Raw genomic sequence first — 14865 nt, 5'->3', positions numbered from 1 at the left:
CTCGGAAACATGGTGGGCACGGCGCAAGGGCGCCTTTGCCCACCCTACGAGAGCTACGCAGCCCGCATCACCGCGTCCGCGAGCAATCCCGCAAACAGCAGCAAGCCTGCATCGCGGTTCGACTTGAACAGGCGCAGGCAGAGCTCGGGATCGTTGATCCTTAATCGCACGATCTGCCACGCCAGATGCACGGCGAAGGCCGCAAGCCCGAGCCAGGCCGGCCAGCGCGCATCGCCGGAGGCCAGCGCGACGCCGATCAGCATCACCGCGAGCCCGTAGAACAGGATCAGCGCCTGGTGCGTATGCGCGCCGAACAGGCGCGCGGTGGACTTGATGCCGATCAGCGCGTCGTCCTCGGCGTCCTGATGCGCGTAGATCGTGTCATAGCCGATCACCCAGGAGATCGCGCCGGCATAGAGCACGAGCGCGGTGACGTCGATGCGTCCAAACGTGACGGCAAACCCCATCAGGGCGCCCCAGGAGAAGGCCAGCCCGAGCACGATCTGCGGCCACCAGGTGATGCGCTTCATGAAGGGATAGATCGCGACGATCAACAGCGAGGCGCTGCCGGTCAGGACCGCGAAGCGGTTGAACTGCAACAGCACGAGGAGACCGATCAGCGCCTGTGCGATCATGAAGACCAGCGCCTGCTTCGTGGTCACCTGCCCTGATGGCAGCGGCCGCGAGCGGGTGCGCTCGACCTTGTCATCGAGGTCGCGGTCGGTGATGTCGTTCCAGGTGCAACCGGCCCCACGCATCACGAAGGCGCCGATGAAGAACAGGATGATGGTGAGCGGCAGGCCGCGGACCTCGTGCGCGATGCCGGCAGCGAGCGCCGCCGACCACCAGCACGGCATCAACAGCAGCCAGGAGCCAATCGGACGGTCGAAGCGGGACAAGCGCAAATAAGGCCGCGCCCATTGCGGCGCGAGCGTATCGACCCAGTTGCCAGTGGAATCGGCAACGCGGGCGGATGTATCGCTCATCGGGTCAGGACGTTGCCGTTGAGCGTATCGAAGGTGCTGCCGCCCTTCTTGCCGGCATTGGCTTCAGGCGCCGAGCCCGAACCCAGCACCTCGCTCAGCGATGGGCCGGCCGGGCGCGCCTGCTGCTGCTGCATCTGCTGCGCGACCGTGCAGACCTTCTTCTGCATGGTCTCGGTGTTCTTGTGGCCGGTCTTCATCTGCTCGCCGATCTGCGGCGGGATTCCGCATTTGGCGGCGTGGGACTCGATGTATTTGATCATCTTCAGCTCAGCCTGGCTGAAGTTGCCGATCAGCTTGCAGGCCTCGTCCGGCGGCGCATGACGGTCGCTCGCGGCCTTGATCAGCTTGCCGCGCTTCTCGGCTTCCTCGCGGAGCGGAATGAACGCTTTCATACAGTCCTCGCCGGGACCGCCTTGCGTCGGCGGGGCCGCACTGAAGGCGCCGGCGCCGCCGATCGGCGCAGCGCCGTTCACGGGAAAGGACGATTGCGGCGCGGTACCGACGGACGCGACGGGCGCCGAACCGTTCACGGGCGGAAACGCGGAACTGGTCGCGGCCTGATTGGGCAGCGGCGCCGGGAACGCGCTTTGCGCATGAGCGCCCGCGGCGCCCATCGTGACCATGGCGGCAGTGATCGGAACCATCAAATGACGGATCATCAAGATAGTCTCTCCGGCAGGAGCTTACGGGTTTCGGCGCCTTCCCAATTGGAAGCGCAACCAGCGTGTTCGCGCTTCTACGATTCCCACCGGCGCTTAACAACCCGTGGAATAGGGCAAGAGCGCGGCGCTGGGACGCACCAGTTTGGCAATATTTACCCCCGAAATGGCGGCTTTCGGTTAAGAACGGCGATAAATCGGACCTTCGAACGATGCCTTCCCACGATTTTCGCGCCCCTCGCCTGTTCGTCGACGCTCCCTTGGCCCAGGACGCCAGGGTCCTGCTCGACCGCGACCAGAGCAACTATCTCGGCAATGTGCTGCGGCTTGCCGCCGGGGCCGAGGTTTTGGCTTTCAACGGCAGCGACGGCGAGTGGCAAGCTGCCATCGAAGGCCGCAAGCGGCCGGACGGCCTCGTCATCCTCCAGCAGACCCGGCCCCAAGACCGACTGCCCGATCTCGCCTACATTTTCGCTCCACTCAAACATGCCCGGCTCGACTACATGGTCCAGAAGGCCATCGAGATGGGCGCCGCCACGCTTCAGCCGGTCCTGACCCGGTTCACCCAGGCCTCCCGGGTCAACACCGAGCGGATGCGCGCCAACGTCGTCGAAGCGGCCGAGCAATGCGGCATCCTCAGCATCGCCGCGGTGGCCGAGCCGGTGCCGCTGGAGCGGTACCTCAGCCAGCGCGCCGCGGGCCGCCTGCTGATCTTCTGCGATGAGGCGGCGGAGGTCGAAAGCCCCATTCAGAGCCTTCAGAACGCGCGCGAGGCCGACCAAGGCATCGACGTGCTGATCGGCCCCGAAGGCGGCTTTGCCGCGGAGGAACGGGCGCTGCTGCTGCGGCAGCCGAACATCCTGCGGCTGGCGCTCGGCCCCCGGATCATGCGGGCCGACACCGCCGCGGTGGCGGCCCTGGCGCTGGTGCAGTCGGTGCTGGGCGATTGGGGCGGCAAGACTGGCTAGCTTCCGTCGGCCTGACGATGAAACGATGAATTGCCCGGCCGTTAAGCGATTGATCCTTTGGAGGTCGAAACCGCTTTCCGGCCATGCTAAGGGCTGCGCCAATTCTGTTGCCTTCCCCTTGCCTGCCCGGTTCCACCGGGACGATGGACCCTGTTATGACCGCGACTGCCACCTCAAATGCTGCCGGCTCCGCCGCCTGGGCGGACACGCTGCTCTTGTCGTTCGCGCAGGCGGGCTATGTCAGGGCCGAGCCCGCCATCCTGCAGCCGGCCGAGCCGTTCCTGGACCTCTCGGGCGAAGACATCCGCAAGAGCCTCTACCTGACCACGGACCTCACAGGCGAGGAGCTCTGCCTGCGCCCGGACCTGACCATTCCAGTGGCGCGCGATTACCTCGCCTCTGCCCGTGCCGGCCAGGCGGCCGGGTTCAGCTATCTCGGCCCGGTGTTCCGCTACCGCAGCGGCCAGGCCAGCGAATTCCTGCAAGCCGGCATAGAATCCTTCGGCCGCCAGGACCGCGCCGCGGCGGATGCCGAGATGCTGGCGCTGGCGCTGGAGGCGACCGCCGCCTTCGGAGTCGGCGACGTCGAGATCCGCACCGGCGACGTCGCGTTGTTCAACGCCCTGCTCGATTCGCTTGATCTCTATCCAGTCTGGCGCCGCCGGCTGGTCAAGGATTTCAACCGCAAGATCAGCCTGGAGCAGGATCTGGAGCGGCTGGCGGCCGCGGCCACCGCGACCCGCAGCGAATATGAGGGCGTGCTCGCCGCGCTGGCCGGCTCGGATCGCAAGGCAGCGCTCGCCTTCGTCACCGATTTGATGTCGATCGCCGGCACCACCAATGTCGGCGGCCGCACCACGGCCGAGATCGCCGACCGCTTCCTCGAGCAATCGACGCTGAAGGGTGGCGCGCTGCCGCGCGAGGCGATCACCGTGCTCAAACGCTTCCTGTCGATCGCAGGCAATCCCGACGATGCCATCGCAGAGCTGCGCGCACTGACCACCGATGCCAAGCTCGATCTCACGGCTGCGATCGACCAGCTCGAGAGCCGGGTCGGCTTCATGGCGGCGCGCGGCATCGACGTGAAGCTGACGCGCTTCTCGACCGCGTTCGGACGCGGGCTCGACTATTACACCGGCTTCGAGTTCGAATTGCATCACAGGGGTAATGGCGCCGAGCCGCTGGTCGCCGGCGGCCGCTATGATGGGCTGATGACCCAGCTCGGCTCAGCGCAGCCGATCCCCGCGGTCGGCTTCTCGGTCTGGGTGGATGCGCTGACCAAGATCGGCCGCAAGGTGGGAGCTTAAGTCATGAGCGCGCCATTCGTTCTGGCCGTTCCCTCCAAGGGCCGCCTGCAGGAAAACACCGAAGCCTTCTTCGCCCGCGCCGGGCTCAAGCTGTCGAAGGCCGGCGGTGCCCGCGACTATCGCGGCACCATCGCGGGCCTCGACAATGTCGAGGTCGCCTATCTCTCGGCGAGCGAGATCGCCTCGCAACTGTCCCGCGGTTTCGCGCATCTCGGCGTCACCGGCGAAGACCTGGTGCGCGAGAACATCGCGGACGCCGACAAGCGCGTGTCGCTGATCGAAGGGCTCGGCTTCGGCTATGCCGATGTCGTCGTCGCGGTGCCGCAGGCATGGATCGACGTCCGCACCATGGCCGACCTCGACGACGTCACCACCGGCTTTCGCGAGCAGCATCACATGCGGATGCGGGTCGCGACCAAGTTCATCAATCTGACCCGCGCCTTCTTCCAGAGCCACGGCATCACCGACTACCGCACCGTCGAAAGCGCCGGCGCGACCGAAGGCGCGCCCGCGGCCGGCAGCGCCGAGCTGATCGTCGACATCACTACGACCGGTGCGACGCTCGCCGCCAATGGCTTGCGGGTGCTCGACGACGGCGTGATCCTGCGCAGCCAAGCCAATCTGGTCGCCTCGAAGGAGGCCGACTGGTCGCCGCAGGCGCGCGAGACCGCGCGCGTCATCCTCGATCACATTGCGGCGCGGGCGCGGGCCAACAAATACCGCGAGGTCCGCACCCGCTTCCGGCAGTGCGACGCCGCCCTGCTCGGCGAGGCCCACAGCCGGTTCGGCGTGGAGGCCCCATTTGGCGGACCGACCTCGTCAGGCATGCTGACGCTGCACTGCCCCCCGGGGCAGCTCTATGCGCTGGCGAGCTTCCTGCGCGAGCATGGCGCCGAGACCGTCTCGGTGGTTTCGCTCGACTACGTGTTCGACCGGGAGAACCCGCTGTTCGCCAAGCTCGAAGCGTTCCTGGGGCGGTGAGCCCTAGCTTTGTTCAGCGTAGCGACAGCAAACGGCTGCTACCATATGCGGTTGAGAAGACCTAAACGCCTCTGGAACCTTGATCGATGACGCTGGGCTCTGACGTTTCCGGCATGACGACCACAGCGGCCAGCGCCGCCGCGAAGGGGCTGTCGATTGTCGTCCCCGTCTACAACGAGGCGGCGGGCCTCGCCGCCCTGCATCAGAGGATTTGCGAGCTCGCGAAGACCTTGCGGCTGCGCTATCGGCTTGCTTGCGAGGTCGTCTATGTCGACGACGGCAGCGCGGATGCGACGCTGTCGATCGCCCGCAGCCTGCCGGCCGACGCGATCGGCGTCCAGGTGGTCTCGCTGTCGCGCAATTTCGGCAAGGAGGCGGCGCTGATGGCCGGCCTCGACCATGCCCGGCTCGGCGCCGTCATGTTCATGGACGGCGACGGCCAGCATCCGCCGGCCCTGGTCGAGCAGCTGGTGCAGCACTGGATCGAAGACGGCTACGACGTCGTCTATACCGCCAAGGCGCATCGCGACAACGAGCCCTTCCTGCGGCGGCTCGCCGTGCACGGCTTCTACGCGCTGATCAATTGGGGCGCGCGGCAGAAGATTCCCGAGGACGCCGGTGACTTCCGCCTGCTCTCACCGCGCGCGGTCGCAGCGCTGAGGCAGCTGCCGGAGCGCAACCGCTTCTTCAAGGGACTGGCCAGCTGGATCGGCTTCCGCCAGATCCGTGTCGACTACGAACCGGCGCCGCGCGCTCATGGCGTCACCACCTTCAACGCCGCTCGCCTGCTCGGCCTGTCGATCGAGGGCCTGACCTCGTTCTCGGTGGCACCGCTGCGCTTCGCCAGCCTGCTCGGCGCGGCTCTTGCCGGTATCGCCTTCCTGTTCGGCCTCTCCATCCTCTGGGAGGTCTTCACGACCGGCAAGCAGGTGCCCGGCTATCCCTCGCTCGTGGTCGGCCTGATGACCATCGGCGGCGTGCAGCTCATCATGATCGGCATCGTCGGCGAATATATCGGCAAGATCCTCTCCGAGCTGAAGGCGCGCCCGATCTACTTCGTCGCCGAGCACAGCGAGAAGCATTTTGAGGCCGACAACGCCGACGACGCTTCGAAAAGGACGGCCGCCGAATGAGTGCTGCCGCGGGCCTGCGGCGGATTTGGCTTTGCGCCGACGATTACGGCATCAGCCCGGGCGTCAACCGCGCCATCCGCGACCTGATCGAACGCGGCCGCCTCAACGCCACGTCGGTGATGATGGTGGGTCCGGCGATCCAGCGCAGCGAGATCGAAGCGCTGGACGCGGCAGCCAAATCGAGCCCGCGCTGCGCGATCGGCTTGCACGTGACGCTGTCGGCACCGTTCCGGCCGCTCACCATGCATTTCCGCCCTCTCGATGGCGACATGTTCCTGGCCTTTCCGAAGCTGCTGCGCGCCGGACTGATGCGGCGGCTCGACCGCGAATTCTTTCGCAATGAGGTGAAGGCGCAGCTCGCAGCGTTCACCGAAGCATTCGGGCGTGCGCCCGACTTCGTCGACGGCCACCAGCATGTGCAGCTCTATCCGCAGGTGCGCGACGGCTTCATCGATGCCGTGAGCGAGACCGCACCGAACGCCTGGGTACGCCAGTGCGGACGCAACCTGCCGCTGGCGCAGCGGATGGCCTCACTAAAGGCCATGGTGCTCGATATCCTCAGCGCGCAATTCCGCCGCCGCGCCGGCGCTGCCGGTCTCAGCTTCAATCCCGGCTTCGCCGGGGCTTACGACTTCACGCGGGCGGCCGATTTCGGCGCATTGATGCGGCAGTTCCTGGAAGGCCTCCCCGAGGGCGGTCTCGTGATGTGCCATCCCGGTTTCGTCGATGACGTGCTTGTCGGTCTCGACCCGATGACGGATGTGCGCGAACGCGAGCACGCTTATTTCGCCGGCGACGCGTTCCCACGTCTGCTGGCGGACAGCGGCGTCACGCTGGGATGAAGTCGCCGAAAACCGCCTTGCGGGGCAGCTTGTCGCATACCGAAATTTAATCCGGCCGGCACTGTTGGGGCCATAATGGAACCCTACATCTCCTGCGCGCTTGGTTTCGCGCGAAGGAGATTGATCATGACGCCGCAGGAACGCCAGCTCGTCGACGAGCTTTTCGACCGGCTTACCAAACTGGAAAATGCACCGCGCGATCCGGACGCAACCGCCGCGATCTCCGACGGCTTGCGCAAGGCACCCGGTGCGATCTACGCGCTGGTGCAGACCGTGCTGTTGCAGGACGAAGCGCTGAAGCGCGCCCACGCCCGTATCCAGGAGCTGGAAGCGGGGCAGGCGCCCGAGCAGGCGCAGTCCGGCGGCTTCCTGGATTCCATGCGCGAGACGTTGTTCGGCGGAAGCCCGTCACGGGGTTCGGTTCCGAACGTGCCGCCGCGCGACTCGCGGCCGGTCTGGAATAGCGGCCAGGCCATGCAGCAGACCCAGCCGGGCTACGGCCAGCCGCCTTACGGTCAGGCCTACGGCCAGGGTCCGGGTCAGGGTTATGGCGCGCCGCCGATCGGCGGTGCTGGCGGCTCGTTCCTCGGCACGGCGGCGGCGGCCGCGGCCGGCGTCGTCGGCGGCTCGCTGCTGCTCTCCAGCATCCGCGGCATGATGGGCGGACCGCATCAGCAGGCCTTTGGCGACACCAACGCCCTGGGCGACCGCAGCGCTGGTGGAAGTCCTTGGGGCGGCAGTGACCAGTCCGGCGGCTCGCTCGCGCGCGATGCGGGCCTCGACGATATCGGCTCGAACCGCCGCGACGACTCGCGCCAAGGCTTCTTCGATCAGGCGTCGAACGATCGGGACAACAACGACCAGAATTACAGCGACGATGGCGACGACAACATGGACACCGGCGACGACAGCGATTTCGGCGGCGGCGACGATGGCGGCAGCGATTACGCGTGAGCAATTCACCCGGTAGATACGAAACGGCCGCCTCTCGGCGGCCGTTTTCTTTTAGGGCGTAGCTCAAGCGCCTCGTGTGGCACCGCGCGCAGAGAAGCCGTTCGATATAGTATGACTAATGCGCACGGTTGCTGGCTTACACTGAGCTGAACGTTGCCGGACGCGCCCGAGTTCACCATGAAAAACGAAATCACTTTCTGACGCGCGCGGCCGTAGACTCCCGGATTTCCAAATTCGGACATGGGTGTTCAACTGGAAGAACACGTTGCTCATGCCACACACGATGTGGCTGCCGCTCTTGGCAACAGTCGGGGTTTTAAAATGAGTTCACTTCAGCAGCGCATTGCAACCTTGTCCGACGTGACGACACATCTCATCACCGAATTGTACGAGTTGGAGGGACTGCACGAGCGGCTCAGGAAGGCAGAGCTGTCGGCGCGGCGGCTGAACCGCTCCGCTCGCGCACCGCATTCCCATTCGTCAACTCGTCGTCGCTGCTCCGTTGCCGGGTCGACGCGGCACCGTTAGCGAGCATAGCTGGAAGGCGTTCGCCGGCGGCACGCAACGCCTTCGATGCCGCGCATCGCGAGCCGGCGCGGGTTGACGGCTCGCTTCAAGCGCACAACGCCTCACATCACCACGACTTTGGTGCCGACATTGACACGGCCGTAGAGGTCGATGACGTCCTCGTTGCGCATGCGGATGCAGCCGGAGGAGACGTTGGTGCCGATGGTCCAGGGCTCGTTGGAGCCATGGATGCGGTAGAGCGTGGAGCCGAGATACATCGCGCGGGCGCCGAGCGGATTTTCCGGGCCACCTTCCATGTGCCGGGGCAGATCGGGGCGGCGTACGAGCATTTCCGCCGGCGGCGTCCAGTCCGGCCATTCGCGCTTGGCGGTGATCGACTTCACGCCGGACCAGGTGAAGCCGGGACGGCCCACACCGATACCGTAGCGCATCGCCCTGCCGTTGCCCTCGACGAGATAGAGGAACTTGTTCGGCGTATCGACCACGATCGTGCCGGGGCTTTCCTTGCCGCTATAGTCAACGAGCTGCTTCTCGAATTTCGGATCGAACGGACGCTGCCGCGGATCGACCGCATCCTGCTGGAGCGCGCCTTGCTGAACTCCGCCTTGCATCTGCGGCTCGCCCATCGGCGGCAGACGGCGCTGATCGTAATAGGCCGGCTGCTGCTGATACACCGGCTGCTGCGGCGCATAGGCCGGACCGCGGCCGGGACCGTCGCCGAACAGGAATTCGATGAAGCCGCCGCCCATGTTCGAGTTGGAGGCGACGCGCACCGGCGCCGGCGGCACCTGCGGCGCATAGAGCACCGCGGGCGGATCGTTCGGCACGGTGTTATCGAAGGCGCTGGCGCTGTTTGCGCCGGCAATGAAGGTGCAAGCGCTGCCGAGCAGCGCGACAGACATTTTCTTGAACATCGACGTACTCTGTACTGTTTCGTCTAGATCACATGCGTCGAGGAAGGCGCCTGGCTGATCGGCCGCCGCGACGTGGTCAATAAAAAGCAAAAGCCGTTTTGTTTGGTAAACGTATCAGGCGTTTGGATTCACCACGTCGTCAAGCGCAGGCCAATTTGGCGATCAGCGTTTATTTTCGATGAACGCAGCGCGGCCATGGTTAATCGCTTCTTTGCGCGCCGTCGCGCGACGCCGCACGACAGTTCCGGCTGTGAACTTCGTGTTAAATCGCTTCTGCCTACAAAGACGCGTGAATGAGGTGGGGGGAGTATCCTGATGGCTGTTCACCGCAAGCGTTTTCGCGTCGAAGATATCGCCGGTGGCGAGATGCCGATTCTTGACGTAACCGAAGAAGCAATCCCGATGCATAGCGAGATCATGGCCGAGCTGCGCGCGATCCGCGCACAGATGGCGAAGGGCACTGTGCCCCTGTCCGGCAGCGCAGCCATGGCGGCGATCGACGCCTCCACCGCCCACGAGCTGTCGGAAGCTCGTACCATGCTCGAGACCTACCGGGCGCAGATCGAGCAGTGCGAGAAGCTGAAGGTCGAGCTCGACCTCATCCACGACGCCATCGACCGCACCAAGCGCGAGATCGCGACGCTGCACGGCAAGAGCTTCGACGGCGGCGAGATGGCCAAGGTCAATGGCGAGCTCGGCGCGGTCGTCGGCGGCACCGAGCAGGCGACCCAGCAGATCCTCGAAGCCGCCGAGTCGATCGACCAGGCGGCCAGCGCGATGTCCAAGGTGCAATCGGCCGATCAGCAGAAGCGGCTCGCCGACGACATCCAGGAACGCGTCATCTCAATTTTCGAAGCCTGCAACTTCCAGGATCTGACCGGCCAGCGCATCAGCAAGGTCATGACCACGATGAAGTTCATCGAGCAGCACATCAATGCGATGATGGAGATCTGGGGCGGCGTCGACGCGATCAAGGCCCATGTGCCGGCGCCAGTCGACAACCGCAGCGATGACGAAAAGCTCCTCAACGGCCCGAAACTCGCCGGCGACGTCGGCCATGCCTCGCAGGACGACATCGACGCGCTGTTCGACTGAGCGGACTTGTCATTCTGAAAAACAAAACGCCGGCGCAAGCCGGCGTTTTTTTGTTTGCCGTCATTGCGAGCGAAGCGAAGCAATCCAGACCGTCACCGTGGAAAGACTCTGGATTGCTTCGCTACCGCTCGCAATGACGCGTGGTTAGGCCGGAATCCCGATCACGCCCTCGGCGCGCAGCGGACGTAGACCATGTTGCCGTAGCGGGTGGCGGCGTCCTTGTCGATGAAGCGCGTGATCAGCACGCGGCCATCGAAGGAGATGATCTCGCGGTCCTGCTCGCCCGGCGTCGGGCCGGCGGGTCCGATGTAGTTCTTGCCGCTCGGCGAGCCCTTCAGGCGCAGCTCCTGCGGGGTCGCCTGGTCGGCCAGATGCATGATCACGCCGCCGGAGGAGCCGGCGGTGATCACATAGGGATTTTTGCACTGCGCCCGGGCGGCTGCCTCGGTGCGGGCGCGGTCGGCCGGGTTCTGGAACGAGGCGAGGCCCCAGCGGCCGACGATCTCGTCGGAGCGGATCGTCGCGGGCATTTCCGGGCCGGTGCCGGGCTCAGCCTCGGGCGGCGGCGAAGACGACGAGAAGGACGGCAGGCTCATGCCGCCGCCGCAGGCGCCCAGCAATAGCGCCAGACAAGACGCGGCGGCCAGATTGGCAACCGTGCGCGCGCAAGCTGAACTGATCATGGCATTCCCCCGAACAAGACCATGGCCGCACCCCTCCCGCAGCCAAGCGCAAAACCGCCGCTGGAGCAATGCCGTCGTTTGATACGCCGGCGCCCCGAACGAGTTTCCAATGCCACCATCCTATATCCGCCTCACCAATCGCTTAACCACCTTTGCTTGACAGGATCGCGGCCAAGCCATATTTCCGGGCGCACTATTAGCACTCGGAAAGCCCGATTGCTAAGCGTGCCGTTCGATCCTCGGGAAGAGGGTGGACGGAAGCGCCGCCCCAACCCACTTCCACTACTTCCGAAGCGAGCCTCCAAAGGGAAACGTCATGGCTAAATCCAAATTTCGTCCGCTGCATGACCGTGTCGTGGTCAAACGTATCGACGCCGAGGAAAAGTCCAAGGGCGGCATCATCATTCCCGACACTGCCAAGGAAAAGCCCTCCCAGGGCGAAATCGTCGCCGTCGGCCCGGGCGGCCGCGACGAGACCGGCAAGCTGATCCCGATCGACCTCAAGGTCGGCGACCGCGTGCTGTTCGGCAAGTGGTCGGGCACCGAGGTCAAGATCGAGAACGAAGAGCTCCTGATCATGAAGGAGTCGGACATCATGGGCGTGCTGGCCTAAGGCCATCCGTCTGAACGGCCGCTGAATGTCATGCCCGGATCGCGCGATCCGGGCATCCATCATTCCGCCGGGTTCGACTTGCGGACCCGGGATTGGTGCAACACAAGCGGCAGATACATCACGAAACACGAGGGATTGCAGAAATGGCTGCCAAAGACGTCAAGTTTTCCGGAGACGCGCGCGATCGCATGCTGCGCGGCGTCGACGTTCTCGCCAACGCCGTCAAGGTGACGCTCGGCCCGAAGGGCCGCAACGTCGTCATCGAGAAGAGCTTCGGCGCACCCCGCATCACCAAGGACGGCGTCACCGTCGCCAAGGAGATCGAGCTCGAGGACAAGTTCGAGAACATGGGCGCCCAGATGGTGCGTGAGGTCGCCTCCAAGACCAACGACCTCGCCGGCGACGGCACCACCACCGCGACCGTGCTGGCCCAGGCCATCGTGCGCGAAGGCGCCAAGGCGGTTGCCGCCGGCATGAACCCGATGGACCTCAAGCGCGGCATCGATTCCGCGGTTGCGGCCGTGGTCAAGGATATCGAGAAGCGCGCCAAGCCGGTCGCCGCCTCCTCCGAAGTCGCCCAGGTCGGCACCATCTCGGCCAACGGCGATGCCGCCATCGGCAAGATGATCGCCCAGGCGATGCAGAAGGTCGGCAATGAGGGCGTCATCACCGTCGAGGAGAACAAGTCGCTCGACACCGAGGTCGACATCGTCGAGGGCATGAAGTTCGACCGCGGCTATCTCAGCCCCTACTTCGTCACCAATGCCGAGAAGATGACCGCCGAGCTCGAGGACGCCTACATCCTCCTGCACGAGAAGAAGCTCTCGGGCCTGCAGGCCATGCTGCCGGTGCTCGAAGCCGTGGTGCAGTCGGGCAAGCCGCTCGTTATCGTCGCCGAGGACGTCGAGGGCGAGGCGCTCGCCACCCTGGTGGTCAACCGCCTGCGGGGCGGCCTCAAGGTCGCCGCCGTCAAGGCGCCTGGCTTCGGTGACCGCCGCAAGGCCATGCTCGAGGACATCGCGGTTCTCACCGGCGGCCAGCTCATCTCCGAAGAGCTTGGCATCAAGCTCGAGAACGTCACGGTGAAGATGCTCGGTCGCGCCAAGAAGGTGGTGATCGACAAGGAGAACACCACGATCGTCAATGGTGCCGGCAAGAAGCCCGACATCGAGGCCCGCGTCGGCCAGATCAAGGCGCAGATCGAGGAGACCACCTCGGACTACGACCGTGAGAAGCTTCAGGAGCGCCTCGCCAAGCTCGCCGGCGGCGTCGCGGTGATCCGCGTCGGCGGTGCCACCGAGATCGAGGTCAAGGAGAAGAAGGACCGCGTCGAGGACGCCCTCAACGCCACCCGCGCCGCGGTGCAGGAAGGCATCGTGCCCGGCGGCGGCGTCGCGCTGCTGCGCGCCAAGAAGGCGGTCGGCCGCCTGTCCAACGACAATGCCGACGTCCAGGCCGGCATCAACATCGTGCTGAAGGCGCTGGAAGCCCCGATCCGCCAGATCTCCGAGAACGCCGGCGTGGAAGGCTCGATCGTCGTCGGCAAGATCCTGGAGAACAAGTCCGAGACTTTCGGCTTCGACGCCCAGAACGAGGACTATGTCGACATGGTCGAGAAGGGCATCATCGATCCCGCCAAGGTGGTGCGCACCGCGCTCCAGGACGCCTCCTCCGTGGCCGGCCTCTTGGTGACCACCGAAGCCATGGTCGCCGAAATGCCGAAGAAGGAAGCTCCGCCCGCCATGCCGGCCGGCGGCGGCATGGGCGGCTTCTAAGGCCCATCCTCACCTTCCATTGTTACGAAGGCCGCCTCCGGGCGGCCTTCTTTTTTGCCGACCCTGCCCCTCCGGTTTCCGATTCAACCAGCGGCCAAAACCCACTACGGTGGCCCCGATTCTGATTGCTCGAGGATTTCGTCGATGCGCGCGCTTCCGGTTTGTTCAACAGCCCTTTTGGTGGCCTTACTCGCCGCCTCGCCCGAGGTCGTTTCCGCCCAGATGAAGCTGTCGCCGAAGGCCACGACGCCCGGCGGCGTCGAGACGCGCTATTTCACCTCGATCGACGGGCTGATGGACGGCAATGCCGACGTGATCCTGAAGGAGACGCGCCAGGGCAAGACGGTTACGGCGGCCGTGCTCGACGTCTGCTATCCCGTCGCGAAGAATTCCGACCGGAAGGACCGCTTCGTCGTCAATCTCCAGGTCGCAGGCCAGATCCTGACGGGCACGACGCAGAGCCTCGGCGCGAAGGCGCCGGTCAGCGTCAAGCTGCTGCGCAAGCAGGCCGGGGACATGTTCGAGTTCCGCGGCCAGATCACGATCGGCCAGACCGTGACCGAGGTCACCTCGCCCGACAATTCCGATCTCAGCGAGAAGGAATTCCTCGACAACCAGACCTCCGATGACGGCATCACGCCGCAGCCGAAGGATTTCACCGACGTCTCGCCGGAGGCGATCGCGGTCAAGGTCAAGCTCGATGCCGCGACCGACTTCCTGAAGAGCCTGAAGGGCCAGGAGGTTGAGGTGACGCTGGCCAGCCTCAATGTCGGCTGCGACGCGCTGCGCGCCGGTGAGCAGACCATCAACATGTCGGTCGATCCGGAGCGCGCGGGGGCGCTGCTGGCAAAGTTCAAGGCGATGCCCGGCGTCACCGCCGCGGGCTGGACCGCGGGCATGACCGAGATGGACCGCACCATCCGCTTCCCCGCCGCCGACTGGCGCGATGGCGACAAGATCAACCGCGACAAGCTCGCGACCGCGGTTGCGGGCGTGCTGAGCAGGACGCTTGCGGCAAAGCCGGCCTCGCAAAGCTTCAACCCGGCGACCGGCAAGCTCAAGCTGGTGTTCAAGCGGCCGAACCAGGATCATCCAGCGCTCGAGCTCACCGACACGATCGAGGTCGCGGGGCTCGTCTCGCCCGACAAGCCCGGCACCACAGACAAGCTGATGCTGTGGATCGGCAGCCCCGCGACCACGACAGCTGATGAAAGCAGCGGCGCCAAGCTTAACCTCTCGGACGACGCTTCGGCCGACGAGGAAGGCGATCTGCCCGACGACAACGGCTCGGTCGAGGCACTCGCCAAGGAACTGAAGGGCCAGCGCTGGGACGCCGACAAGTCGGTGTGGAAGTAGGCGCCGCTATCGTGCCCCGGACGCAGCGCAGCACGTCAGTGATGCGCTGCAGAGCCGGGGCCCAGAAGCTA

The 14865-nt window shown here is 65.4% G+C and carries 14 protein-coding genes; 10 read left to right on the top strand and 4 right to left on the bottom strand.

All coding sequences use genetic code 11. From position 1 onward, the window contains the following. Positions 1-53: 53 nt before the first annotated feature. Entirely contained in the window at positions 54-986 is a 933-nt protein-coding gene (ubiA, locus tag ACNJX8_RS05435; protein ID WP_439359841.1) for a 4-hydroxybenzoate octaprenyltransferase, read from the bottom strand. Further along, positions 983-1645 carry a hypothetical protein gene (locus tag ACNJX8_RS05430; RefSeq protein ID WP_439359840.1) on the bottom strand — a complete coding sequence of 221 codons (663 nt, stop codon included), beginning with the start codon at positions 1643-1645 and terminating at the stop codon, positions 983-985. The genes ubiA and ACNJX8_RS05430 overlap by 4 nt, the downstream gene beginning before the upstream one ends. Positions 1646-1857: 212 nt before the next feature. Here ACNJX8_RS05430 and ACNJX8_RS05425 point away from each other — a divergent pair, with 212 nt between their 5' ends. The 6 genes from ACNJX8_RS05425 to ACNJX8_RS05400 all read left to right on the top strand — a co-directional run bounded on the left by ACNJX8_RS05425 (position 1858) and on the right by ACNJX8_RS05400 (position 7830). After that, positions 1858-2613 carry a 16S rRNA (uracil(1498)-N(3))-methyltransferase gene (locus tag ACNJX8_RS05425; RefSeq protein WP_439359839.1) on the top strand — a complete coding sequence of 252 codons (756 nt, stop codon included), beginning with the start codon at positions 1858-1860 and terminating at the stop codon, positions 2611-2613. Between the two features lie 155 nt (positions 2614-2768). After that, positions 2769-3920 (top strand): ATP phosphoribosyltransferase regulatory subunit, encoded by a 1152-nt coding sequence (locus tag ACNJX8_RS05420; protein ID WP_439410309.1) that lies wholly within the window; start codon positions 2769-2771, stop codon positions 3918-3920. Positions 3921-3923: 3 nt separating this feature from the next. Beyond that, a complete protein-coding gene (gene hisG / locus ACNJX8_RS05415) occupies positions 3924-4901 on the top strand; it encodes an ATP phosphoribosyltransferase (RefSeq protein ID WP_091886940.1) in 978 nt (325 codons plus the stop codon). A gap of 86 nt (positions 4902-4987) precedes the next feature. After that, complete coding sequence (locus ACNJX8_RS05410) at positions 4988-6034, top strand: glycosyltransferase family 2 protein (protein WP_439359838.1); 1047 nt, start codon at positions 4988-4990, stop codon at positions 6032-6034. Beyond that, the gene (locus tag ACNJX8_RS05405) at positions 6031-6876 is read left to right on the top strand and encodes a ChbG/HpnK family deacetylase (RefSeq protein ID WP_439359837.1); all 846 of its coding nucleotides are present in this window, start codon (positions 6031-6033) and stop codon (positions 6874-6876) included. Before ACNJX8_RS05410 ends, ACNJX8_RS05405 begins: the two co-directional genes overlap by 4 nt. Positions 6877-7002: 126 nt before the next feature. Next, positions 7003-7830, top strand: a complete 828-nt coding sequence (locus ACNJX8_RS05400; RefSeq protein WP_128931377.1) for a DUF2076 domain-containing protein — start codon at positions 7003-7005, stop codon at positions 7828-7830. Positions 7831-8459: 629 nt separating this feature from the next. Here the strand turns inward: ACNJX8_RS05400 and ACNJX8_RS05395 are convergent. After that, positions 8460-9272: a L,D-transpeptidase gene (locus tag ACNJX8_RS05395; RefSeq protein ID WP_091886944.1), complete on the bottom strand. Its 813-nt coding sequence runs from the start codon at positions 9270-9272 to the stop codon at positions 8460-8462. A 315-nt stretch (positions 9273-9587) separates the two neighbouring features. On the opposite strand from ACNJX8_RS05395, the gene ACNJX8_RS05390 reads away from it, so the two are divergent. Next, entirely contained in the window at positions 9588-10367 is a 780-nt protein-coding gene (locus ACNJX8_RS05390) for a protein phosphatase CheZ (protein ID WP_128946409.1), read from the top strand. A gap of 161 nt (positions 10368-10528) precedes the next feature. Here the strand turns inward: ACNJX8_RS05390 and ACNJX8_RS05385 are convergent, their stop codons facing one another. Further along, on the bottom strand, positions 10529-11050 hold the full coding sequence (locus tag ACNJX8_RS05385) for a hypothetical protein (protein ID WP_439359836.1): 522 nt from the start codon (positions 11048-11050) through the stop codon (positions 10529-10531). Positions 11051-11366: 316 nt separating this feature from the next. Here ACNJX8_RS05385 and ACNJX8_RS05380 point away from each other — a divergent pair, with 316 nt between their 5' ends. From ACNJX8_RS05380 to ACNJX8_RS05370, 3 genes are all read left to right on the top strand, one after another. After that, positions 11367-11663, top strand: coding sequence for a co-chaperone GroES (locus tag ACNJX8_RS05380; RefSeq protein ID WP_091886950.1), 297 nt, complete (start codon positions 11367-11369; stop codon positions 11661-11663). 143 nt (positions 11664-11806) lie between these two features. Further along, positions 11807-13438, top strand: a complete 1632-nt coding sequence (gene groL / locus ACNJX8_RS05375) for a chaperonin GroEL (RefSeq protein ID WP_091886952.1) — start codon at positions 11807-11809, stop codon at positions 13436-13438. Between the two features lie 144 nt (positions 13439-13582). Next, the gene (locus ACNJX8_RS05370) at positions 13583-14794 is read left to right on the top strand and encodes a hypothetical protein (RefSeq protein ID WP_439359835.1); all 1212 of its coding nucleotides are present in this window, start codon (positions 13583-13585) and stop codon (positions 14792-14794) included. Positions 14795-14865: the final 71 nt, after the last annotated feature.

Origin of the sequence: Bradyrhizobium sp. SPXBL-04, assembly GCF_051853035.1 — a bacterium.
GTDB lineage: Bacteria > Pseudomonadota > Alphaproteobacteria > Rhizobiales > Xanthobacteraceae > Bradyrhizobium > Bradyrhizobium zhanjiangense.
Note: the sequence above shows the minus strand (reverse complement) of the source record. Positions and strands in the feature narration are given on the sequence as shown.